25 protein-coding genes and 1 tRNA gene are annotated in these 23410 nt (G+C 57.0%); 13 read left to right on the plus strand and 13 right to left on the minus strand.

What is annotated here, in order from left to right:
• Window positions 1–22: 22 nt before the first annotated feature.
• The 5 genes from K8R57_01385 to K8R57_01405 all read left to right on the plus strand — a co-directional run bounded on the left by K8R57_01385 (window position 23) and on the right by K8R57_01405 (window position 4535).
• Window positions 23–1576 carry a 2-isopropylmalate synthase gene (locus K8R57_01385; GenBank protein MCE9586950.1) on the plus strand — a complete coding sequence of 518 codons (1554 nt, stop codon included), beginning with the start codon at window positions 23–25 and terminating at the stop codon, window positions 1574–1576.
• 89 nt (window positions 1577–1665) lie between these two features.
• Window positions 1666–2283, plus strand: a complete 618-nt coding sequence (locus K8R57_01390) for a LemA family protein (protein MCE9586951.1) — start codon at window positions 1666–1668, stop codon at window positions 2281–2283.
• A 10-nt stretch (window positions 2284–2293) separates the two neighbouring features.
• Entirely contained in the window at window positions 2294–3085 is a 792-nt protein-coding gene (locus K8R57_01395) for a TPM domain-containing protein (protein MCE9586952.1), read from the plus strand.
• A gap of 2 nt (window positions 3086–3087) precedes the next feature.
• Window positions 3088–3861 carry a potassium channel family protein gene (locus K8R57_01400; protein ID MCE9586953.1) on the plus strand — a complete coding sequence of 258 codons (774 nt, stop codon included), beginning with the start codon at window positions 3088–3090 and terminating at the stop codon, window positions 3859–3861.
• An 80-nt stretch (window positions 3862–3941) separates the two neighbouring features.
• A complete protein-coding gene (locus tag K8R57_01405; protein MCE9586954.1) occupies window positions 3942–4535 on the plus strand; it encodes an inorganic diphosphatase in 594 nt (197 codons plus the stop codon).
• Window positions 4536–4742: 207 nt separating this feature from the next.
• On the opposite strand, the gene nuoD is transcribed toward K8R57_01405, so the two are convergent.
• The 6 genes from nuoD to K8R57_01435 form a co-directional block, all read right to left on the minus strand.
• Window positions 4743–6005, minus strand: a complete 1263-nt coding sequence (gene nuoD, locus K8R57_01410) for an NADH dehydrogenase (quinone) subunit D (GenBank protein MCE9586955.1) — start codon at window positions 6003–6005, stop codon at window positions 4743–4745.
• 70 nt (window positions 6006–6075) lie between these two features.
• Window positions 6076–7134 carry an alpha/beta hydrolase gene (locus K8R57_01415; protein ID MCE9586956.1) on the minus strand — a complete coding sequence of 353 codons (1059 nt, stop codon included), beginning with the start codon at window positions 7132–7134 and terminating at the stop codon, window positions 6076–6078.
• A 41-nt stretch (window positions 7135–7175) separates the two neighbouring features.
• A tRNA-Ile gene (locus K8R57_01420) sits at window positions 7176–7248 on the minus strand.
• 111 nt (window positions 7249–7359) lie between these two features.
• On the minus strand, window positions 7360–8469 hold the full coding sequence (locus tag K8R57_01425) for a S1C family serine protease (GenBank protein ID MCE9586957.1): 1110 nt from the start codon (window positions 8467–8469) through the stop codon (window positions 7360–7362).
• Window positions 8447–8917 carry a hypothetical protein gene (locus tag K8R57_01430; GenBank protein ID MCE9586958.1) on the minus strand — a complete coding sequence of 157 codons (471 nt, stop codon included), beginning with the start codon at window positions 8915–8917 and terminating at the stop codon, window positions 8447–8449. The genes K8R57_01425 and K8R57_01430 overlap by 23 nt, the downstream gene beginning before the upstream one ends.
• Window positions 8918–8947: 30 nt before the next feature.
• Window positions 8948–9544, minus strand: a complete 597-nt coding sequence (locus K8R57_01435; protein ID MCE9586959.1) for a sigma-70 family RNA polymerase sigma factor — start codon at window positions 9542–9544, stop codon at window positions 8948–8950.
• A gap of 147 nt (window positions 9545–9691) precedes the next feature.
• On the opposite strand from K8R57_01435, the gene K8R57_01440 reads away from it, so the two are divergent.
• From K8R57_01440 to K8R57_01460, 5 genes are all read left to right on the plus strand, one after another.
• Window positions 9692–10438 carry a succinate dehydrogenase cytochrome b subunit gene (locus K8R57_01440; protein MCE9586960.1) on the plus strand — a complete coding sequence of 249 codons (747 nt, stop codon included), beginning with the start codon at window positions 9692–9694 and terminating at the stop codon, window positions 10436–10438.
• 33 nt (window positions 10439–10471) lie between these two features.
• Entirely contained in the window at window positions 10472–12385 is a 1914-nt protein-coding gene (locus K8R57_01445; GenBank protein ID MCE9586961.1) for a fumarate reductase/succinate dehydrogenase flavoprotein subunit, read from the plus strand.
• A gap of 35 nt (window positions 12386–12420) precedes the next feature.
• On the plus strand, window positions 12421–13179 hold the full coding sequence (locus K8R57_01450) for a succinate dehydrogenase/fumarate reductase iron-sulfur subunit (protein ID MCE9586962.1): 759 nt from the start codon (window positions 12421–12423) through the stop codon (window positions 13177–13179).
• 233 nt (window positions 13180–13412) lie between these two features.
• Entirely contained in the window at window positions 13413–13712 is a 300-nt protein-coding gene (locus K8R57_01455; GenBank protein MCE9586963.1) for a nucleotidyltransferase domain-containing protein, read from the plus strand.
• Complete coding sequence (locus tag K8R57_01460) at window positions 13702–13977, plus strand: DUF86 domain-containing protein (protein ID MCE9586964.1); 276 nt, start codon at window positions 13702–13704, stop codon at window positions 13975–13977. Before K8R57_01455 ends, K8R57_01460 begins: the two co-directional genes overlap by 11 nt.
• Before the next feature lie 72 nt (window positions 13978–14049).
• On the opposite strand, the gene K8R57_01465 is transcribed toward K8R57_01460, so the two are convergent.
• From K8R57_01465 to leuC, 3 genes are all read right to left on the minus strand, one after another.
• The gene (locus tag K8R57_01465) at window positions 14050–15036 is read right to left on the minus strand and encodes a metallophosphoesterase (GenBank protein MCE9586965.1); all 987 of its coding nucleotides are present in this window, start codon (window positions 15034–15036) and stop codon (window positions 14050–14052) included.
• A gap of 7 nt (window positions 15037–15043) precedes the next feature.
• The gene (gene leuD, locus K8R57_01470; GenBank protein ID MCE9586966.1) at window positions 15044–15655 is read right to left on the minus strand and encodes a 3-isopropylmalate dehydratase small subunit; all 612 of its coding nucleotides are present in this window, start codon (window positions 15653–15655) and stop codon (window positions 15044–15046) included.
• Between the two features lie 211 nt (window positions 15656–15866).
• Window positions 15867–17276, minus strand: coding sequence for a 3-isopropylmalate dehydratase large subunit (leuC, locus tag K8R57_01475; GenBank protein MCE9586967.1), 1410 nt, complete (start codon window positions 17274–17276; stop codon window positions 15867–15869).
• Window positions 17277–17396: 120 nt separating this feature from the next.
• On the opposite strand from leuC, the gene K8R57_01480 reads away from it, so the two are divergent.
• Genes K8R57_01480 through K8R57_01490 form a run of 3 tightly spaced genes read left to right on the plus strand, consistent with a single transcriptional unit; the run spans window position 17397 to window position 20157 of the window.
• The gene (locus K8R57_01480; GenBank protein MCE9586968.1) at window positions 17397–19619 is read left to right on the plus strand and encodes an NADP-dependent isocitrate dehydrogenase; all 2223 of its coding nucleotides are present in this window, start codon (window positions 17397–17399) and stop codon (window positions 19617–19619) included.
• Entirely contained in the window at window positions 19619–19951 is a 333-nt protein-coding gene (locus K8R57_01485; protein MCE9586969.1) for an alkylphosphonate utilization protein, read from the plus strand. Before K8R57_01480 ends, K8R57_01485 begins: the two co-directional genes overlap by 1 nt.
• Window positions 19951–20157, plus strand: coding sequence for a hypothetical protein (locus K8R57_01490; GenBank protein ID MCE9586970.1), 207 nt, complete (start codon window positions 19951–19953; stop codon window positions 20155–20157). The genes K8R57_01485 and K8R57_01490 overlap by 1 nt, the downstream gene beginning before the upstream one ends.
• Window positions 20158–20172: 15 nt before the next feature.
• On the opposite strand, the gene K8R57_01495 is transcribed toward K8R57_01490, so the two are convergent.
• From K8R57_01495 to K8R57_01510, 4 genes are read right to left on the minus strand one after another with little or no spacing between them, the layout of a single operon-like run.
• A complete protein-coding gene (locus K8R57_01495) occupies window positions 20173–20922 on the minus strand; it encodes a hypothetical protein (protein ID MCE9586971.1) in 750 nt (249 codons plus the stop codon).
• Window positions 20923–20967: 45 nt separating this feature from the next.
• Entirely contained in the window at window positions 20968–21621 is a 654-nt protein-coding gene (gene nth, locus K8R57_01500; GenBank protein ID MCE9586972.1) for an endonuclease III, read from the minus strand.
• 13 nt (window positions 21622–21634) lie between these two features.
• Complete coding sequence (gene murI / locus K8R57_01505; protein ID MCE9586973.1) at window positions 21635–22450, minus strand: glutamate racemase; 816 nt, start codon at window positions 22448–22450, stop codon at window positions 21635–21637.
• Window positions 22447–23409 carry a metal ABC transporter permease gene (locus K8R57_01510; protein ID MCE9586974.1) on the minus strand — a complete coding sequence of 321 codons (963 nt, stop codon included), beginning with the start codon at window positions 23407–23409 and terminating at the stop codon, window positions 22447–22449. Before K8R57_01510 ends, murI begins: the two co-directional genes overlap by 4 nt.
• Window position 23410 lies beyond the last annotated feature (1 nt).

Consider the following 23410-nt stretch of genomic DNA (forward strand, 5'->3'; position numbering starts at 1 on the left):
GTCGTTTCGGATCCTTTTTTACATGAATAACGATCGAGTCCTCATTTTCGACACGACACTCCGCGACGGCGAGCAGTGCCCAGGGGCCTCCATGAACCTCCGCGAGAAGCTGGAGATCGCGCGCCAGCTTGCGCGCCTGCAGGTAGACATCATCGAGGCGGGATTCCCCATCATCAGCGACGGCGACTTCGAGGCCGTGAAGATTATTGCGAGCGAGATTCAGGGCCCCGTGATCGCCGGACTTGCGCGCTGCGTTCCCAAGGATATCGAGGCTGCCGGCCGCGCCTTGCTGCCGGCAGGTGATCGCGCCCGCATCAATGTCTTCCTTGCCACTTCCAAGATCCATCGCGAGCACAAGCTCAAGAAGGCCAATGAGGAAATTATCCGCTTGGCCGTCGAGGGAGTGACCCAGGCCAAATCGATGGTCTCCGATGTGGAGTTCTCACCCGAAGATGCCTCGCGCACCAAGCCGGAGTTCCTGGCTGAGGTTGTTCAGGCTGCTATCGAGGCCGGAGCGACCACGGTGAACATTCCCGATACGGTCGGCTACGCCATGCCGGGCCAATACGCCGATCTGATCACCTATCTGCGCAAGCATGTCCGCGACATTGAGAAAGCAGTCATCAGTGTCCATTGCCACGATGATCTCGGTATGGCGGTGGCCAACTCCCTGGCAGCGGTCCAAGCCGGAGCACGTCAAGTCGAGGGGACCTTCAACGGCATCGGCGAGCGCGCAGGCAATGCAGCCCTCGAGGAAGTTGTCATGGCGATCAAGACCCGCCCCGATGTCTTCGCCGGTCTTTCCACGGGCATTGCTACCAAGGAGATTCTCAAGACTTCACGTCTGATCAGCCGACTTAGCGGCCTTCAGGTCGCTCGTAGCAAGGCGATCATCGGTGAGAATGCCTTTGCCCACGGATCGGGAATCCATCAGGACGGCATCCTTAAAATGCGCGAAACCTACGAGATCATGGATCCTCGTGATGTCGGCTGGGGGGGTACCGATCTGCCGCTCACGAAGCACAGCGGTCGGCACGCCATGGCGGCCCGTCTCGAGCAGCTGGGACTGACACTCACGGAGGCCGAGATCGGCCCGATTTTCACGCGCTTCAAGGAGCTTGGGGACAAGAAAAAGTTTGTCTATGACGATGATCTGGTCGCCCTGGCGGGCGATGCTGTTGCTGGAGAGACGGGGGCCTACAACCTCGAATCCCTCCATGTTGTCTGCGGTGGAAGCATTGTTCCAACGGCCACGGTCAAGCTGCGGCATAACGGGGAGACTCTTGAGGAAACCAGCCCTGGCAACGGTGCCGTCGATGCGGCCATGAAGGCGATCGATCGGATCGTGAAGAAGACCGGCCACCTCGCCGTCTATCTTGTCGAGGCTGTCACCGAGGGCCAGGACGCCCTTGGAGAGGTCACATTGAAAGTCGATTTTGGGGATGGACGACTCATCACCGGCAAGGGAGCCTCCACCGACGTGATCGAGGCCTCTGCCCGAGCCTACGTGAACGCCATCAATCGCGTACTCGTGATGCAGCAGACCGCGACAGGCGTCGACATGCCTAGAGTTTGAAACATGAAGTCTGAAACTTGAAACCTGAGTAATTTTAGCAACACCAAAACCCCATCACCAAATCCCTATTACCCATCACCTAAAATCCCATGAATAAAACACTCCTCATCATCCTCGGTGTCCTTGTCCTCCTGGTTCTAAGTGCCGTGGGCACATACAATGGCCTTGTCGGAAACTCGCAGGCTGTCGATGCCTCGTGGGCCCAGGTTCAGAATGTCTACCAGCGCCGGGCCGACCTGATTCCGAATCTTGTTCAGACCGTGCAGGGCGCCGCCAACTTCGAGAAGTCGACGATTGTTCAGGTCACCGAGGCGCGCGCCTCTGTCGGTAAAGTCCAGATCAACCAGAACCAGGCGCCCACCGATCCGGCCCAATTGGCCCAGTTCCAGCAAGCCCAGGGTCAGCTCGGTTCCGCCCTCTCTCGCCTGCTTGTAGTGGCGGAGAATTATCCCGATCTGAAGGCTACTGCCAACTTCCGCGACCTCCAGGCCCAGCTAGAGGGGACGGAGAACCGCATCTCGGTCGAACGCGGTCGCTTCAACAGCGCCGTGCAGGCCTACGACACGAAGATCCGCACGTTCCCGACGGTTCTCTTTGCCGGAATGCTCGGCTTTCAGCAGAAGCCTTACTTCCAGGCAACCGCCGGCGCCGAGACTACTCCTGCAGTGAAATTCGATTTTGGCGCTGCTCCGACACCGGCAAAGTAATTTGATCCTCATGCTGAGAAACCTTCTCCTTGGTCTGCTGCTCCTGCTTGGGATCGGATTAGGGAAGGTGTCGGCTGAGGCGCTTCCTCCGGCGCCGACGCAGTATGTGACGGATGAGGCCGGGGTAATCACGCCCGGACTTATTGCGCAGCTTAATCAGCGGCTCGCAGCATTCGAGAAGCAGACCTCGAACCAGATAGTGGCGGTGGTTTACCCCAAGCTAGCTGATGGGCAATCCATTGAAGAATACGCGCAGCAGCTCTACTCGGCCTGGCATATTGGCCAGAAAAAAACCTCCAACGGAGTGCTGATAATCATCTGTGTCCAAGACCACAAGGCCTGGATCCAGACCGGGTATGGCTTGGAGGGCGCGATGCCCGATGTGCTGTGTACTAGAATAGTAAGGGAGACAATGGCACCTGCTTTCCGTGCCGGGAACTACGGTGCCGGCCTTGCCTCGGGGATCACGGCGGTGATGCAGGCAACCAAGGGTGAGTACAAGGGGACAGGGCACGCCAATGGGAAGCCCACGACGCTCAAGGATTTTCTCTTTTCTCCGCTAGGGTTCTTCCTGCTGGTGATGATTGTGCTGATCATCACTGGACGGAACCGCCGTGGGGGTGGTCCGGGCTCCGGCGCTGGAATGGGTCTCGGTTCCGCTGCTGCTACGGGCTTCTTACTTGGAGGCTTGGGAAGTGGTTTTGGAGGGGGACAGGGTCAAGGTGGGGGCGGGGGAGATGGCGGTGGATTTTCCGGCGGTGGAGGTGAAAGTGGCGGGGGCGGCGGCGGGGGGGACTGGTAACCATGATGTCAAACTCCCTGCATCAACGAAAATGGGAGGAGCGCCGCCATCTCATTGGTGGGATGATCCTGCTGGGCCTCCTCTTTTTCGGTTATTACCTACCGGTGAGTGTCACCATGCTCCTGATGATCGCCGTGGCCTGGATGGCGTTGATCTCTTTCGTCGGCTGGACGCGAACCGCGTCCCTTTTTCTGATCAGTTTTCTGATCCCGATGATCATTCTCTCGATCCGCAATGTCAGGGGAATAGCCATGCTGCCTTGGGGTGAATCAATCGAGATTGCTCTGCAGGGGAGCGCTCTCTGTATGATGGTCTATGGTGCCATAGTCTGGGTCCTCAAGATTCTCAGATCGAAGAGGGCTGGATTCGACGAGGTGATCGGAGCCTGCAATCTCTATGTCTGGATCGCCACCATCTACGCTTGCTTTTACACCTTGATTTCCAGAATGGATCCATCGGCTTTTCATCTTCAGGATCTTCAGACTCAGTTGGCTAAGGGGCTCAATGCCCCCCCCTTTAAACAGACTTTCAACGAGCTATACTATTTCAGCTTCGTCACCCAGACGACCCTCGGTTACGGGGACGTTGTCCCGTTCTCTCATCCGGCCCGAGCGTTTGCTATCTCCCAGGCGATCATCGGCCAGTTCTATGTGGCAGTTGTCCTGACCTATATCCTCAATCTCTGGATTCGTGACTTGGCACATCAGCCGGCCAAGAAGATCACCCAATCCGAGACCCTATCCGCGGTTCATGATGAGCAGACAGGGATAGATTGACCTCCTGTTTTCTCCAAGAAGACTTGGAATGCGGCCTTCTCTTCTGTAATTATCCAACCCCTCTCCATTAATAAAAATTCATGATCAAAATACCCGCACCTTACGAGCAGACCGGACCGAATCCTTGGCACGATGTTTCTGCTGGAGAAAAATCCTCGGAGGGCATCATTCAGTGCATTATCGAAATCCCGATGGGCAGCTCCAATAAGTATGAAATGGACAAGGAGAGCGGGATGCTCTGTCTGGATCGGGTTCTCCACTCGGCCGTCTATTACCCCGCCAACTACGGGTTCATTCCCCAGACCCTGGCCGATGATGGCGATCCACTCGACATTCTTGTCCTAGGAGCTACTCCCGTTTATCCACTGACACTTGTAAAGGCACGTGCCATCGGGCTCATGGTCATGAAGGATCAGGATGAACTTGATCATAAGGTCATCGCTGTTCCCGTGGGGGATCCCGAGTATAAGACGTGCAAGGATGTCCATGACCTTCCTCCTCACCGCATGGCTGTTCTTAAGCGCTTCTTCGAGGATTACAAGATCCTCGAGAACAAGAGCGTCGTCGTCGACGATATCCTGTCTGCATCAGCAGCCATTCCCGTTATTGCCGAATCGCTCGCTACCTATGCAAAGTGGAGATCGGGGGAGCAAGTGATTCTCAACCAGCAGTAGTAAAATGAGGGCTGGTCTGAGCCAGCCACATTTTCAGGGAATTGGTGATGGGTAACAGGTGATCGGGATTCTTGCCGAGAGCGAAGACGGCTCTCTACCTCCTGTATGCTGCATCATAGGACCTATTAAGGAAGATCGCCTAGTGTCAGTTATCCCCATCGTCGGGGATTTAACCCCATCACCTATTTCCTAGCGCCTTTCGGGCGCCTACCGGTCGCACTCGCCGAAGACCATGTCGATCGATCCTAGGATCGTGACGACATCGCCGACCATATGTCCGGGTAGCAGCTTCGGAACGATACTGAGGTTCACGAACGACGGTGCGCGGATATGCAGACGGTTGGGGACGCCTCCACCCAGGCTGTGAATATAGAATCCAAGTTCTCCCTTGGGGTTCTCACAGCTTGAGTAGATCTCGCCAGCGGGCGCGTCGATTCCCTCTGTGGTGATAATGAAGTGATGGATGAGCTGTTCCATTTCCTTGAGGACCTCTTCCTTGGGAGGAAGGGTGCTCTTGCCGTCCACCACATTGATGGGGCCCTCAGGAATCGTATCGATCGCCTGACGGAGGATGCTCAAGCTCTGGCGCATCTCCTCGATGCGGACTAGGTAGCGGTCGTAGCAATCGCCTACTGTGCCAACGGGGATGTCGAAGTCATACTTCTCGTAGTCGAGATAAGGATGGGCCTTGCGGACATCATAGTCGACGCCGGAACCGCGGAGCATGGGTCCCGTGAGGCCGTAAGCGATGGCATCCTCCTTGGAGATGATGCCAATGTTGCGCGTGCGGTCGATGAAGATCGGATTGCGTGTCAGGAGATTGGAGATCTCGTTAAGTGCGATCGGGAAGGAGTCAAGAAATTCCCTGAGAAGCGCCGGGAACTTCTCGGGCAGATCGCGCACCTGGCCTCCGACACGGGTGTAGCTGGTGGTAAATCGGGCGCCTGTGAGAAGCTCGCAGAGATTGTAGATCTTTTCCCGCTCCGTGAAGGTGTAGATGAAGACGGTGATCGCCCCAATGTCCATGGAGCTTGCGCCCAGTCCGAGCAGATGGGCGGAAATGCGGGCAAGCTCGCAGCAGATGACGCGGATGGCCTTGCCGCGAGGAGGCAGCTCCCAGCCCATGAGCTTCTCAACCGCTAGGGCGTAAGCGACGTTATTGGCAAGGGGGGCGAGATAATCAAGCCGGTCCGTATAGGGAACGAACTGGTTGTACTGCATGTTCTCAGCGATCTTTTCGTCGCCGCGGTGCAAATAGCCGACCTCAGGCTTCGCCTTGGTGATCAACTCGCCGTCAAGATCAAGAACGATTCGGAACACTCCATGCGTGGAGGGGTGTGAGGGACCGAAGTTCAGTGACATCGTTTCTCCCAGCAGCTCGCTGGCAGGGAGATGAGCTCCATGCTCCTGGATGGCTTGTTGGGTTCGACCCAGTGCGTCTGGTGCTTCGTAGATGGTGCTCGTGCTCACGGAACTGGATTAAAGACGATCCAGGGACTGCTTTCCAGCTCTCTTTGGGCGATTTTTGGGACTCCGTTGATTATCTCGATTTCTCGGCAGGGATCGGAGTTCGCGGGATTGAGGAAAAAGCGGGAGACTTCATGAAGTTGGCGATGGAATCCCAATTCCGAGCGTATTTCGCGCCGATTGGCAGGATGTGTCCTGCCTGCTCACTGAACAGTATTCTGGAGTCAGTTATCTGCGAGGCCAGCCTGAGCTGAGCCGCATAGGGAGAACCACTGTCATGCTCTCCTATAAGCAGGAGAGTGGGAACCCGGATGGAATCCTTGGCGATTAACGGGATGTCCTTGAGTTGGGCATTGTCGTTGATAATCCCAGGTTCCCGTGGCGAGAGGGGAGTAATGCTCCGGGCCAGTGCGCTGAGGAAGGATCGTTGGTCCGGGGAGGCCATGGCCTCGGAGGCAAGAGCGTCACATCCACTGGGCTTGAGTGATGATCCGATCTTCATCATTTCGGCAAAGACCTGCGAGGGATTGATCTTGAGATGGAGCATCAGGAGCCAGCATCCGAAGTCCCCGGTGAGATCATGGAAGAGGTGGTACCCGATGGAGGCAATCGGAGGACCGGTGAGACTCTCCGCGATGGGTGATAGCAAGACCAGGGAGCCTACCCTCTCTGGGTGACGGGCCGCCAGTTGGAGGGCGCAAGGTGAGCCTTCCGAGACCCCAAGTACGGCACAACGGCGGACATTGAGACCTTGCAGGAGTGCGTCAATGGCATCCGCCTGATCCGCCGCAGTCAGACCCGTGAGCAAGGGCGTGCGAAGGTAACCGGGCCGAGAGATCGAAATGATGCGGAAGCTGCGTTTGGCAAGTTCCTTGCCAAAGGCCAAACCCTGATCATAGCCCCCGGGAGATCCGTGGATCACGAGCGCCGCCGGGCCATCACCCCGATCGGCAAACTCCATTTCGCCCTGGGGTAGGAGCATTAGGCCGCTGCCAGCTTCGAGGTCAGCGAGACGCGTCTTCTTCCACTGAGTGAAGAATCCTGCCGTGCCCAGAAGCAGTAGAGAGATCACCAACCATGTGATGATCAGCTGGAAGCCTGATCTTTTCCTCCGACGGTGACGGGAATGCATGGGCAGCTGGGGAACTGTGGGAGCGTGATTCTCGTGAGAAGTAGGGGCACCTGGATTTGAACCAGGGACCAACCAGTTATGAGCCGGCTGCTCTAACCGCTGAGCTATACCCCCCTGTGAAAGTGAAAGATTGGAAAGAGAATCTACAATCTATCCCCGATCATCGTCGCAGGTCATCCTCAAAATACCTCGCTCCCGCTCTGTTAAGGAAGCGCCGTCTTGGGATCAGGGTGCCGTGGAATAGTTTTTCGCCTCCGGGGGAGTAACGCAGTGGATTGCGACATGACTGATTTTTCCGCCGCGCCAGATAGTCATGGGGACGCTCTCTCCGGCCGTCAGATAGAATGAGGCTTCAAGCAATGTGTCCGGTTGCGTGATCCGCCTGGTGCCAAGTGCTAGAATCATGTCTCCGGATTGCAATCCGGCAGCTTCGGCGGGGCTGCCCGGTTCCACGGCAGCGATCCGTGTGCTGGAGCTGCCCTCCGGAACGGCGGCTTCCTCCACCACCGCGCCAACCCATCCTTGGTGGAGTTGGCCGAAGCGGAGAAGATCCATATGGAGTTTTTCGATTGCTCCCGAAGGCAGGATTCGGCAATCGCCGGCCTGTGAGTTGCCGGCAAGGACCATTCCGATCAGGTGTCCGTCGAGATCAAAGACGGGGGATCCAGCCTCACCCTCCGTGAGAAGGATTTTGGCCATGTGTTGAGGCACACGAAAGAAGTAGTCCCCCTCGTGGCTTTTTGTTCCTGTGATCATGCCGACCGAGATGGATGGATCTTCCTCCCTAGGATACCCGATTGCGATGGCCGGGGTGAAGGGATACGGCGTGGGGAGGGCTCGGGGAGAAAGGAAGTTTTCGCCGGAGTGAGGCATCTCCCCGATCAGTTTGAGAAAAGCGGTTCCGCTTCCTTCATCGAGGGCCAGGATTTTGCAGGGATATGCCTTTCCACCCTTCACGATCACGATGGAGTCCGATCCCTTGACCAGATCGGCCACTGTGCAGATCGTGCCGGTTGGATCGACGAAGAAGCCGGTTCCATTGAGTTCACCACGGGCATCAGTGCCGCGCACTCTGACGACTGCTCCTGTGCGTTGAATGCTTGCGCTGCTGATCGCCGAGGCAGCCCTGGATGAGAGAGAAGGCGTTCCGGTTGACGTCCGTTTTAACTCTCCCGTTGCGCCGGGTGTGGAGGCAATGACTGATGAGGCGGATGAGGTGGATGAGGAGGAAAGGGAAAACGCGAGAAGGAAGAGGGGCAGCATCAGCAGCCTCTTCAGGTGCGCTGACGCTAAGGCGCGATCAGAGGCCAGATCAGAAACTGAGCGGCGATTCATGGTTCGCCGGTCGGGCTTGCAAGAGGTAAGAGGGAGGGAAGAGCATGGAACCCCCCTGAGGCTTGCTGGAGGTGGGCATCTCCACCCTTAGCGAGACGGGCTGCATATTCTGAACGTTCTGAATAGTCACCGGCACTTGAGAATAGGGCACGGTTGGATTGTAGGAAACGGAATAGGCGCGGGGAGTCGCCTGCCTTGGTGTTTCGCGTATGATGGCAATACTGGCTATTACAGCGATCACTGCTGCCCCGGCAAAGGCCATTGCGGGCACCCTCAACTCGGAAAACAGGCCGGAGAGTCGCTCCAGAAGGAGCGTGGAGAGGGAGGGATTGAGGAGCTCGGCCCGTTGACGTCTGTGAAACTCACGCAGAAAATCCTCATAGTACCCTTCGGGAGGCTGTTCGTAGCGCTTGAGCTTGATGACCTTGTGCATTGGTTCGTGACTCATGGCGTATCTTTTCGGGTCAGTGATTCGTTACTAGTTCCTCTTAAACTCATGCAGGAAGTTTTGCAACTGGCGGTGTGCGTAAAAGAGTCGGGAACGGACTGTTCCCTCTGAGATCTTGAGGATTTTGGCGATTTCTGCATGGGGTACTCCTTGGATATCGAACATGGTCACGACGATTCTATGGTCATGAGACAGCTTTTGCATGGCGGTGTTCAATTTTTTTTGCAGTTCATGGATTGAAACCTCCTTGGTCGGGTCTCCATTGCTTGTTGCCGCGATGAAGTCCGGGTCGTTTTCGATGTTGCTGTCTGGATCGTTCAGGCTGGGATGCTGTCGGCGGTTGCGCTTCTTGAGGAAGTTGATCGTCATGTTTACGGCGATCGAGTGCATCCAGGTATAGAAGCTCGAGTTGCCCCGGAAGTTCGCCATCGAGCGGTAGGCCTTTGAAAAAATATCCTGCAGCAGATCGTTCGTGTCCTCGTGATTGGAGGTCATGTGATAGACGAGCCCGTAGAGCCGTGGCGTGTATTTGACGATCAGTTCGTCGAAAGCTCCCGGGTCACCCCCCTGGGTGCGCGCGACCAATTCCTTGTCATTATTGAGGGGAGTATCCAAGTCGGCGGTCATGGGAGCACTCTTCACTTAACAGGAGCCGGGAAATCGTGGAAACGCTTTCCGAGGAAATTTTGGATATTTAGGATCATTCCGGTTTTTTTCTCTTTAGCATGTTTCCGCTTTGAACCTGACATGGATTTTCCCTATACCACTTATTCCATGACCAGTCCGGCCACCCCATCGAAAGCGGCGAAGAAATCCTGCGGCTGCTGCATCCCTCTTTTATCCAGTTCGATCGGCCGCAAATGGATCGTCGCAATCACCGGCATCATCCTTATCCTTTTTGTCATCGCCCACCTGCTCGGGAATCTCTCCATCTTCCTCGGCCCCGAGGCCATCAATGCCTACGCCGCGAAGCTTCAGGACCTCGGCGCGCTCCTTTGGGTGGCCCGGATCGGCCTTCTGCTCGCAGTCTTTCTCCACATCTGGTTCACGATTTCCCTCTGGCGTGAGAATCTGGCCGCCCGGCCGCAGAAGTATGCGGTGAAGAACGACCTTCAGACCACGGTCTACGCCCGTCTGATGCGTCTCTCCGGCCTGGTCGTCCTCGCCTTTGTCCTCTTCCATCTGGCCGAGTTCACCTGGCAGGCCTTCACCCCCGAATACAAGACCTGGGTCGATGAGCAGGGGCGACACGACGTCTACCGCATGGTTATCGCCGGGTTCTCCAGCCCCTTCGTGACCGGCTTCTATCTCCTCGCGATCGGCCTCCTGGCCATGCACCTGAGTCACGGCATCGCCAGTCTCTTCCAGACGCTCGGGATCACCACAGCGACGATGCGCCCGCTCTTCGAGAAAGGGGGCCGCGCCATTGCCTGGATCATTTTCGCCGGATACGTCTCCATACCTCTTGCCGTCTTCTTCGGCATCCTCCGCTATATCCCCGCCTGCGCCCTCTGCCGCTAAGGAATTCCCTAAACCCCACGACCTTTCACGACCATGATTCTTGATGCCAAAATCCCCGAAGGTCCGATTGAGAAGAAATGGACCTCGTTCAAGAACAACGCCAAGCTCATCAGCCCGGCCAACAAGCGGAAGTTCAAGGTTATCGTCGTCGGCACCGGACTCGCCGGTTCCTCCGCATCCGCCACACTTGCCGAGCTCGGCTATGAGGTGGAGACCTTCTGCTTCCACGACAGCCCTCGTCGCGCCCACTCCATCGCAGCGCAGGGTGGCATCAATGCCGCCAAGAATTACCAAAACGACGGAGACAGCGTCTGGCGCCTGTTCTACGACACGATCAAGGGAGGGGACTTCCGCGCACGCGAGGCGAATGTCTACCGCCTTGCCGAGGTCAGCGGCACCATCATCGACGAGTGCGTCTCCCAAGGTGTCCCCTTCGCCCGTGAGTACGGTGGCGAGCTTGCGAACCGCTCCTTCGGCGGCGCCCAAGTCTCACGCACATTCTATGCGAAGGGCCAGACTGGCCAGCAGCTTCTCCTCGGTGCCTACTCCGCTCTGAGTGCCCAGATCGGGCTTGGCCGGGTCAAGATGCATGAGAACTCCGAGATGCTCGATCTTGTCCTTGTTGATGGACACGCGAAGGGGATCGTCACCCGCGACCTCATTACCGGCGAGATCACCAGCCATGCGGCCGACACCGTCCTGCTCTGCACCGGGGGCTACAGCAACGTCTATTACCTCTCGACGAACGCCCGCGGGTCGAACGTCACCGCCACCTGGCGCGCCTACAAGCGGGGTGCCGCCTTCGCAAATCCCTGCTACACCCAGATCCATCCCACCTGCATCCCGGTCGCCGGCGACTATCAGTCGAAGTTGACCCTCATGTCCGAGTCCCTCCGCAACGACGGCCGCGTCTGGGTTCCTAAGGCCAAGGGCGATACCCGCGCCCCGAAGGATATTCCCGAGGAAGAGCGCGATTACTATCTTGAGAGGAAGTACCCCAGCTACGGCAACCTCGCTCCCCGCGACATCGCCTCCCGTAGTGCCAAGGAAGCCTGCGACGAGGGCCGAGGTGTCGGCCCCGGAGGACTCGGCGTCTATCTCGATTTTGCGGATGCCATCAAGCGCCTCGGCAAGCACGCCATTCAGGAACGCTACGGCAACCTCTTCGAGATGTATCAGAACATCACGGGTGAGAATGCCTATGAGCGCCCTATGCGCATCTATCCTGCCCTCCACTACACGATGGGTGGACTCTGGGTGGATTATAACCTCATGAGCACCATCCCAGGCCTCCATGTGCTGGGTGAGGCGAACTTCTCAGACCATGGCGCCAACCGCCTTGGTGCCTCGGCCCTCATGCAGGGACTGGCCGACGGCTACTTCGTCATTCCGAATACCCTTGGCGAGTATCTCTCCACCCAATTTGGAAAGAAGATCTCGACCGACATGCCCGAGTTTAAGAAAACCGAGCAGGAAGTCCGCGAGCACGTGGAGAAGCTGCTTGCCGTGAAGGGCCGCGTCCCTGCCGATGAGTTCCACCGCCTGCTCGGACTGATCATGTGGGATCAGTGCGGCATGGCCCGCAGCAAGGAGAGTCTGGAAAAGGCGATCGCCGAGATCCGCGCACTGCGCGAGCGCTTCTGGAAAGAAATCGCCGTTCCCGGCACAGGAGCCGATCTGAACCAGTCCCTCGAGCGCGCCGGTCGCGTCGCCGACTTCCTTGAGTTCGGCGAGCTGCTCTGCCTCGACGCCCTGACCCGTGAGGAATCGTGCGGCGGTCACTTCCGTGTCGAGCACCAGACGGCGGATGGCGAGGCCCTTCGCCATGATGACAAGTTCGCCGAAGTCTTTGCCTGGATGTTCCAGGGTGAGGGGAATGCACCTGAACTCGTCAGGGAGCCTCTCCATTACGAGGCCGTCCACCTAGCGACCCGCAGCTACAAGTAACCAGCCCGTACGATCCCCATATTCTTATGAGCACCATGCATTTTCATCTCAGACTCTGGAAGCAGGACTCCATCGCAAGTAAGGGCCGATTCGTCGAAATCGACGCCCAAGAGATTCCCTCCGAGTGCTCCTTCCTCGAGATGCTCGACATCGTGAATAACCGTTTCATTGCCGAGGGTCAGGAACCGATCGCCTTCGAGAGCGACTGCCGCGAGGGGATCTGCGGTACCTGCAGCATGGTCATCAACGGCGTCCCTCAGGGACCCGGCCGCGGAGCAGCCTGCCAGGTCTACATGCGCAAGTTTCAGAACGGCCAGACCATCACTGTCGAGCCCTACCGCGTCGATGCCTTCCCGATCGTGAAGGATCTCGTGGTGAACCGCAGCGCCTATGATCGCATCATCCGCTCAGGTGGCTTCATCAGCGAGCATACCGGTGGTGCTCCCGATGCCTCGACCTCATTGATTCCAAAACCCGTGGCCGACGCCGCCATGGATGCCGCCGCCTGCATCGGATGCGGAGCCTGTGCCGCCGCCTGCCCGAACAGCTCCCCCATGCTCTTTGTCGGTGCCAAGGTTACACATCTTGGACTCCTGCCTCAGGGCCAGGCCGAGCGCAAGAGCCGTGCCCGCAACATGGTCCGCACCATTCAGGAGGAAGGATTCGGCAACTGCTCCAACTACTACGCCTGCGAGGCCGTCTGTCCTGCGAATGTCCCGGCGAGCGTGATTGCGATGCTCAATCGGGAGTATATTCGGGGAGAGGTGAGCGAAGCCGTCGGCGCCATCGATTAAAGGCTGGGTCTTTTAGCGCGGGGCGTTGTTGCCCTGCGCTTGCAGTGTGATTCACACAGCTGCGCTTGGGCGCCTAGCACCGCATCTAAAATACCATCGCCCTGCAGCGGAAGGATAACCCTGCCTGCCAGATTCTCATTTTTTTAAGGACTCATTCGTTCTGAAGCGGTGCCAGAAGAATGAAGCTGGCATTTGCCCTTTCGCTCGCGTTTCTTTGGCGGTATAGCAAGGTCATGTCCCTCGCCGAACTCAAAGAGATCCTTGCAGGACCGTGCAGTCGCCGTCCGGTAAAGAGCCTGAAGGTCTTTGGTTCTGTGGCTCGGGGAGAGTCCAGTGCGGGAAGTGATCTCGATTTACTAGTCCAGTTCGAGGAGATGCCGCCTGCGGAATATGCCAATCATTATTTTGGACTCCTCCATGAGTTGCAGGATGCCGTTGGTTCCAAAGTTGATTTGCTGACTCCCGGCAGTGTGACTCGGCCCTCCCTCCAGAGGAATATCCTCGAGCAGGGTATCAGTGTCTATGAAGCCTGAGCTTCGCGAGAATCTGGAAGATGCGCTGAAACATGGGCGCGAGATCTTGAAGTTCGTCTCAGGCCTGAAACTTGAGCAGTATTCCGAGGACGAGAAGACCCGTTTGGCTGTGGAGCGATCCTTTGAGATCATCGGGGAGGCTCTCAATCGCTCCTACAAACTGGATCCCGAACTCGTGGATGCCATCCCAAACTACCGTCAGATCATCTCCTTCCGGAACATTCTAGCTCACTGCTATGACACCGTGGAGGATAGGATTGTGTAGGGAATCATTGAGGAATCACTGCCTCAACTTCTGACTGATTTGGATAAAATCCTGCTCGTATGATCCTGTGAATCAGAGCGCGAGCGGAACGAAGTTCACGCTTACTGGCTTTTCACCCGGCTTCGGATCATCGTTCACGGTGACCTGGAGATAGCCGTAGGTGTTCTGCCTGTGGTCGAGTCGTATCAGTTCGTAGCCGTCATGAGCGCCGAAATAGGTCTTGTCGGGATAGAAGGGGGCTCCGGCCGTCCCGGCCACGATCTGGTTCAGCGCATAGTCAGCGGGCCAGCGCCAGTTGCGGATCTCCATCCAGTCATAGAAGTGATCATGGCCGACAAAGAAATACTCGCAGCCGTTGGTGCGTAGGAGTTCTAGGAATTTGTCACGGTCTGTGGGGTGCGCAGCCATGTTGTCTGCGTCGGGATGACATCCTGCGGTGAAGGCCTCCTCGTGGGCATAGACAAAGATGTTCTTCACGCCCTTGGCCTTCAGTTCCTTGAGGGCTGCTGCGAGGCCGACAAGATCGACCTTGTGAGGAGCGGCTGGATTGTACTGGTCGAGCGCAATCACTGCCGTCTCGGGATGGCCCGGGACGATATAGGAGTAGCTGAAGCCTTTTTGTCCGGGGAAGTAGCTGACCCTGTTGGAAGTCAGATCGGGTTCGAAGGCAGCCAGCCAGGCGGTTCCCTCGATATCCCCAAGCGTCTCGTGATTACCTCTTACAGGAAGGATGGTCAGGCCGGGAGCATTCGTGGCGACGAGTTTCTTCCAGTCAGCGAACTGTTCCGCGATCTTCTTAGGGATCCGCATAGTGTCTCCATAGACGAGATCCCCCGTGAAGAGTAGGAAAGCCGGCTTGGCGGTTGAGAGAGCCTGCATCAGCTTGGCTAGTGCCTCGGTGTGAATGCCGGTAGGATCGACCTTGTCCGCGCGCACATCCGTTCGGTCGTCTCCGGCCACGGCAAACGACCACGTGGCTGCAGGCATCTCCGAGATACCCAATACCAAGAGAGCAAAAGCACCTGCAAACGTCCGGAACAGTTTTTTTGTTCCTTTCATGAAGGGTTTATTTTGTAGCGAGATACGGTATCGCCGCGACGCGGGCCTTCACATCCTCAAGGCCATCGACGAGGTCGGCGATGGAATCCCAGCGGCCGTTCATGAGAGGCTCACGGGCATGTCCCGGGAGCGAGAACTCGGCTGCGAAATCGACATCATCGGTGGTCACTTTGCTCTCGGTGAGATCGATGGTGACTTGAATGGAGGGGTTCTTTTCGATGAGCGCCGCGAGATCGGCGATATCATTCTTGGACATCTTCACACAGGGGATGCCAAGTGTCGTCGAGTTGCCGAAAAAGATCTCGGCAAAGCTCTCTGCAATGATGGCGCGGAAGCCGTAGCGGTAGAGGGCCTGAGGGGCATGCTCCCGGGAGCTGCCACAGCCGAAGTTCGATCCGGAGATCAGGATGGTGGCTCCGTTGAATCGCGAATCATCAAGGGCATGGAGCCTGCCTGCAGCCTTCTCGGCAAGCTTGGCGTCGGCAAAGGCGAACTCTCCAAGTCCGTCGAAGGTGACGCACTTCATGAAGCGGGCTGGAATGATACGGTCGGTGTCGATGTCATCGCCGGGGACGAAGACGCCGCGTCCGGAGATCTGAGTGATTTTTTCGAGGGACATGGAATGGGAAAGTAAGAATTATGAAGGATGAAGTATGAAAAGGGATGAGTGGAGAGGGATGAGTGGAGAGGGATGGTGGCAGCTCTTGGGCCGATTTTTCTAGATTTATTGGAATGTACGGACTTACGGGATACAGCGTGTTTTGCTCAAAGTTTAAAGGTTAGGAAATCAGGTTTTTCATACTTCATACCTCATCCTTCATCCTTTGCCTTTAGTTGATTCCGAAGACCTTGCGGGCGTCGCTTACTTCGCCGGTGAGAGCGGCGGCGGCGACCATGAGCGGACTCATGAGCATGGTGCGTCCGGTCGGACTACCCTGGCGGCCCTTGAAGTTGCGGTTGCTGGAGCTGGCGCAGAGTTGGTCCCCGACGAGTTTGTCGGGATTCATGCCAAGGCACATGGAGCAACCGGCACCGCGCCACTCAAAGCCAGCCTCACGGAAGATCTCCGCCAGTCCCATCTTCTCGGCAACGGAGGCCACTCCCTGTGATCCGGGAACGACTATCGCCTTCACATGCGAGGCGACCTTGCGACCGCGGATATGCTTGGCAACTTCCTGGAGATCAGAGAGGCGTCCGTTAGTGCAACTGCCGAGGAAGGCGACATCGATCTTGATACCGATCGCAGGGGTGCCGGCAGTGAGCTTCATGTGCTCGATAGCCTCATGGGCGGTTGCGCGGTCCTTCTCGGGGAGGTCGTCGGGATTGGGGATCGCCTCATCGATAAAGATCGCCTGTCCGGGGGTAATCCCCCAGGTGATGGTAGGGAGAATCTCCTCGGCCTTGAAATTCACGATGTCGTCGTAAACGGCATCCTTGTCCGAGGCCACGGCCTTCCAGCGTGCGACTGCCGCATCCCACTCGGCTCCCTTAGGGGAGTAGGGGCGGCCGCGCAGATATTCGAAGGTGGTCTCGTCCGGGTTCACATAGCCGACGCGGGCCCCGCCCTCAATCGACATGTTGCAGACGGTCATACGTTCTTCCTGGGTGAAAGCGTCGAATGTCGAGCCTGCGAACTCGTAGGCGTAGCCGATGCCGCCGTTCACCCCGAGGTGACGGATGATATGGAGAATGACATCCTTGGAATAGACGCCGGGGGCGAGCTTTCCGTCGACATTGATGCGGCGGACCTTGGGCTTCCCGATTGCCATGGTCTGGGTGGCGAGGACGTCGCGCACCTGGCTCGTGCCGATACCGAAGGCGATCGCTCCGAAGGCTCCGTGGGTCGAGGTGTGGGAGTCACCGCAGGCGATCGTGGTGCCGGGCTGGGTGATCCCCTGTTCCGGACCTACGATATGGACGATACCTTGATTCCCCGAAGGAAGGTCAAAGAAGGTGACTCCGCTCTCGGCACAATTCTTGCGCAGTTCCTTCACCATCGCATCGGCAAGCGGATCGGAGAAGGGTTCGGCGCGCTGATCGGTCGGGACGATGTGATCGACGGTCGCGAAGGTGCGGTTCGGATAGAGAACTTTCAGGCCAAGGTCACGTACCATGCCGAAGGCCTGGGGACTGGTGACCTCGTGGATGAGGTGGGTGCCGATCAGAAGTTGAGTCCTACCGTCGGGGAGCGTGCGAACGGTGTGTTCCTCCCAGACTTTATCAAGAAGCGTTTTGCCCATAGTCAGCCAAGGCTAGCGTGAAAGGGGGTTAGGGAAAAGTGGAAGTTGCGAATTACTTTTGTATTCTTTCGCCTTTTAACTCTTCAACACTCCAACGCTTCACTTATTCTCTACGCCATCATGTCCAAGCCTACCATTTTCTACACCAAGACCGACGAGGCCCCTGCCCTTGCCACCTATTCCTTCCTGCCGATTGTTCAGGCCTTCACGAAGCATGCCGGGATCTCCGTAGAACTCCGCGACATCTCCCTTGCTGGTCGCATTATCGCGGCCTTCCCCGATTTCCTGACTGAGGATCAGAAAATCGATGACGCTCTTGCTGAATTGGGAGCCCTAACACTTCGCCCTGAGGCGAACATTATCAAGCTTCCGAACATCAGCGCCTCGATTCCCCAGCTGAAGGCTGCGATCGCCGAACTGCAGTCGAAGGGCTACAAGCTGCCCGACTATCCCGACACTCCGCAGACAGAGGCGGAGAATGAGATCCGTGCCTGCTACGACAAGATCAAGGGGAGCGCCGTCAACCCTGTCCTTCGCGAGGGGAACTCAGACCGTCGTGCGCCGAAGGCCGTCAAGGAGTACGCTCGCAAGCATCCCCACTCCATGGGTGAATGGAGCCCCGATTCCAAGACCAGCGTGGCTACCATGGGGAAGAACGACTTCTTCTCGAATGAGAAGTCAGTGACCGTTCCCTCAGCGACCGATGTGAAGATCGAGTTCGTGGGAGCTGACGGCAGTACAAAAATTCTCAAGGAGAAGACCCCGCTTAAGGCCGGTGAGATTATCGATAGCACGGTGATGAGCAAGAAGGCCCTTGTCGCTTTCCTCGGCGAGCAGATCTCGAGAGCAAAAGTGGATGGAGTCCTCTTCTCCCTCCACATGAAGGCGACAATGATGAAAGTCTCCGACCCGATTATCTTCGGCCATGCGGTCGAGGTCTTCTTCAAGGACCTGATCACCAAACACGCTGCGGTGATTCAGGAGCTCGGAGTCGATTTCAAGAATGGCTTCGGGGATCTTGTCGCCAAGATCCAGACGCTGCCTGCTGACCAGAAGGCCGCAATTGAGGCCGATATACAGCAGGCTCTAGCCAATGGACCGGCGATTGCCATGGTCAACTCCGACAAGGGAATCACCAATCTCCATGTCCCTAGCGATGTCATCGTGGATGCCTCGATGCCAGCCATGATCCGTGCCGGGGGTAAGATGTGGGATTCCGCAGGCAAGACTCAGGACACCCTTGCAGTCATTCCTGACAGCTGCTATGCGGGCGTCTATCAGGCAGTCATTGATTTCTGCAAGAAGCAGGGTGCTCTCGATCCGAAGACCATGGGATCTGTTCCGAATGTCGGTCTCATGGCCCAGGCCGCCGAGGAGTACGGCTCTCACAACAAGACATTCGAGATTCCCGGAAATGGCGTCGTCCGTGTCACGGATGCCTCCGGCAAGGTGCTGCTTGAGACCGCCGTTGAGCAGGGGGATATCTGGCGCGCCTGTCAGACCAAGGATGCGCCGATCCAGGATTGGGTGAAGCTCGCAGTGAACCGCGCCCGCGCCACCGGGGATCCTGCCATCTTCTGGCTGGACGAGAAGCGCGCTCACGACACCGCGATCATTGCCAAGGTGAAGACCTATCTTGCCGAGCACGATACCACGGGTCTCGATATCCGCATCTTACCTCCTGCCGAGGCCTGCAAGCTGAGTCTCGAGCGGATCGTCCTAGGTAAGGACACCATCTCGGTTACAGGCAATGTGCTGCGCGATTATCTAACAGATCTCTTCCCGATCCTAGAGGTCGGCACCAGCGCCAAGATGCTCTCCATTGTCCCGCTTATGAACGGTGGTGGCCTCTTCGAGACGGGTGCCGGAGGATCTGCTCCAAAACATGTGCAGCAGTTCCTGGAGGATAACTACCTCCGCTGGGATTCCCTAGGCGAGTTCTTCGCGCTTGCCCCCTCCTTCGAGCATATCGCCGAAACCTTCGGTAACGCCAAGGCCAAGGTTTTGGCCGAGACCCTCGATGCGGCGACCGGCAAGTTCCTTGAGAATGACAAGTCTCCCGGACGCAAGCTTGGCACCATCGATAACCGTGGCAGCCACTTCTACATCGCCCTCTATTGGGCTCAGGCCCTTGCTGCTCAGACGCAGGATTCCGAATTGAATGCTCTCTTCATTCCGATTGCCGGGGAACTGACTGCCAATGAGGAGAAGATCGTCGCCGAACTTAATGCCGTGCAGGGGAAGGCTGTCGATGTCGGCGGCTACTACCTACCCGACGATGCGAAGGCCAATGCAGCGCTTCGCCCTAGCCAAACTCTGAACGCGATCATCGCAAAGCTCTGATGGGCGAGCCCGCCTGCCCTGAGTGCACGATGGAGGAGGTGATCGCCCACCCCGACAAATGGGAGTGCGTCACCTGTGGCTTTGAATGGAATAAAGCCCCAGAGGAGGAAGTGCCTGATGGTCCACGCATCGTCAAAGATGCCTACGGGGTTGTGTTGGCTGACGGCGACTGTGTCGTCCTGATCAAGGATCTCAAACTGGGGGGCACCTCCGTTCTCAAGGGGGGATCCAAGTCCAAGCCCATCAAGCTAGGTGAGGGCGATCATGAGATCTCCTGCAAGGTCGATGGGATGTCCGTCGGCCTCAAAGCCTGTTTTGTTAAAAAGGCGTGATTTTCACCGCCGCTAATCTGTTTGGACAAGTTCTCTTCGGGGCGATCGGATTGGGGGCGTTCGTTTACGGGAAGAAGCAGTCCTCTTTCAAAACGATGCTACTGGCGGTTGCTATCATGGGTTTCCCCTATGTGGTTTCCGAAACCTGGATGCTCTACGCGATAGGCGGGGTACTGACTTTACTCCTCTTTTTCTGGAAGGATTGATGAGACTTTGATGCGTTATTTGAAGAGTCCCGGCAGAGCCTTGTTGAGATCCTTACCGAGTTCTTGGGCGCCCTTTTGCTGAAGTTGCCGGAGGCCCTGCTTGGAGAGAGTGTTGATTCCTTCCTTTGCGGCCGCGTTGAGTAGCGGGGTAATGATTTGCATGGCGACATCGCGTGCCGAAACTCCGCTCCCATCGCTGCCAATATTCCGGAGGGTGATGTCTGGAATGGGAAGGGTTTGCTGGATCTTCTGATCCAAGGCACTGGCTGCCACATCAACCTTGGCGCCCGAGATCACGACTTCCTTGACGATGAATTTCTTGGATGCTCCTGATGAGGAGCTGTTTTCCTCTTTTGATTTTGATGAGGATCCCGATTTGATGTTCTGGAGCAGTTTGCCGAGGTTGTTCCCAAAGGGAGTTCCGATCAGGGCCACCGCAGGATTACGGATGATGATCGAGTTCACGACGATGGTATCCTTCAGGATAGTCGACTTATCGACGCTTACCGCGATACTGCCGAGCTTCAGGGCGTAGGGTCCCTGGAAGCCCTCGGGATTACCGATGACGAAGCCGCTCAGTCTGCCGCTTCCCGAGAAGGGAGAGAGATTGGCCGAGGCGAGGCCGACATGGGTCTTGGTAATGGTTGGGCCGACGGTTTCGACCGCTTTTTTCACCAGCGTGTTCAGAGAGAAGTAGATATAGCCGACTCCGCCGATCAGGATCAGCAGAATTAGGGCTACGAATGAGAGGATGATTTTTTTCATGGGAAGGATTGGTCTATGGTTTACAGGATGGTTCCAGATGAATGTCTATTTTTGCAGAAATCGGTCCGGATTATCAATGCTCGGACAAAGACTACGCAGTTCACATTCCTTGCAGTCAGGATTACGAGCCTTGCAGCGGCGGCGTCCGTGCCAGATCAGCCAGTGGCTGAGGTCGGTCCAGGAATCTTGTAAAAACAGCTCCATGAGGTCCTGCTCGACCTTCACAGGATTGGTGTTTTTTGTCAGGCCGAGCCGCAGGGAAAGTCTGCCGACATGGGTGTCGACGACGACGCCCTCATTGATATGGAATGCATTCCCAAGGACGACATTCGCCGTCTTGCGCCCCGCCCCGGGAATGGCGGAGAGCTCTTCCATGGTAGAGGGGACTTTTCCAGCATGGCGTTCCACGAGGGCGGCTCCCATGCCGCGAAGTGACTTGGCCTTGTTACGGTAGAAGCCTGTGGAGCGGACGATTTCCTCGAGTTCTTCTTGTGGTATTACAGCGTAGTCTTTTGCGACCTTGCAGCGTTTGAAGAGTGCCTTGGTCACTATATTGACCCGGACATCGGTGCACTGGGCTGAGAGGATCGTGGCGACGAGGAGCTCCAGTGGGTTCTTAAAATCGAGTTCGCAGTGGGCATCCGGGTAGATCTTAGGAAGTTCCCGGGCCAGTTCCTCCGCGCGTTGTTTCCGTGTCATGATATTTGGAGCTCTAATTGCCCACCCGTCTGACCGAGAGAGAATCGATCGTGAGAGCAAGGGACCTTTCCGCGATCCGAAGGAAACCCTCAGAGGAATCGGTGAGTAGGATATCAAGTCTCGGAGATAATTCTCTAGCGGGATCGGAATCCAGCAGTCCTTTGACAGCAAGGGCGCAGTTTTCCGCAGAATCAACAAGTGATACCTCGGGCCCGCAAATTCTGGCGATCGCTCCTTTCAGCAGCGGGTAATGGGTGCAACCGAGCACCAATGTATCGATGCCTTCCGCCAGCATCGGCACAAGGTAGCGGCGCAGGACGGCCTCGGTGATCTCGTCATCAAGCAGTCCTTCCTCGATCAGGGGAACCAAGAGGGGGCAGGCGATGGCATTGATGGTAAGCTCAGGATTGAGTCGAGCAATCGCCTTCGTATAGGCCTCGCTCGCAATGGTGGCCCGGGTTCCGATCACCCCGATCCTGCCGCTCCGTGTCGCCTTGACGGCGGCGGCGGCACCGGGCTCCAGCACGCCGAGCATGGGAATCGGATAATTAGGGGCAATTGAGGGAACGGCCAGGGCGGAGGCTGTATTGCAGGCAACGACGATCATCTTGGCACCCTCGGCAATAAGCAGGTCGGAGATCTCACGACTATAGCGCGTCACGGTTTCGGCGCTCTTGCCTCCGTACGGAACGCGTGCCGTATCCCCGACATAGAGGATTCGCTCCTGCGGAAGGGCGCGGCGGAGTTCCGAGACAACGGTCAGTCCGCCGATGCCGGAGTCAAAGACACCAATGGGTGCGGAGGTCGAGGGGCGTGATGATTCGGTCATGGCTTGGATTCCTTATCCGAACTCTTTTCCGGAACCTGATGGTCGTGCCCCTGATGGCCTTCCCAGCGTTCCAGAGATTCTTCATGGTAGTGGCGACCTCTGATGAGTTTGAAAAGCACTCCGTATCGAGGAGAGAAGAGATACGCGGCCCCCAGAAACACGGCCATCAGCATCACGATACAGGGGCCCGAAGGAATATTGGCAAAGAAGGAGATAAAGAGTCCTCCCACAGCGCATATCATCCCGAGAAAAGCGCCGCCCCAGAGCATTCTGTTGAACGAATCGGTCAACAGGTAGGCCGTAGCTGCGGGTATGATCAGAAGGCCCAGCGAGAGAAGGACTCCCACGGCTTGTAATGAGGCAACTAGACCTAGAACGGTCAGCGCCAGCAGACCCGTCTCTACCCATCGCACTCTGACACCAGAGGCCTGAGCTACCGCCACGTCGAACAGGGTCAGGAGCAGGGGACGCTGGAAGAGTACTAGGGTACCGAGCGTCAAGAAGGCTGCTCCGTAGGCAATCCAGAGGTCGCCATTACCGACACCCAGGATATTACCGAAAAGAAAATGGGTTAGATCGACCTTCACCTTGGCAAAACGGATCAAAACGATTCCGAGTGCGAAAGCGATGATGTAGAGCGAGGCGACGGCGGTCTCTTCCTTCAGGCGTGAGTTTCTGGCCATGACCTGTGCTCCCAGCGCCACGAAGAGGGCCGCAATCAATCCCCCCAGGAGCAGTCCCCCAGGGGAAAGGCCGACGATCATTGCTGCCACAGCAAGGCCCGGCAGGAGGGAATGGGAGAGCGCATCTGCCAGTAGGGCCTGGCGCCGCAGGATGATGAAAGTCCCGAGAAATCCGTTCGTGAATCCTATCAGTGCGCAGGAGAGAAGCGCTCGTTGCATGAACGAGTAGCCGAACGGCTCAACCAGCAAGGAGAGAAAATGAGAAAACCAGTTCATC

The organism is Verrucomicrobiota bacterium (assembly GCA_021413925.1).
Taxonomy (GTDB): domain Bacteria; phylum Verrucomicrobiota; class Verrucomicrobiia; order Chthoniobacterales; family UBA6821; genus UBA6821.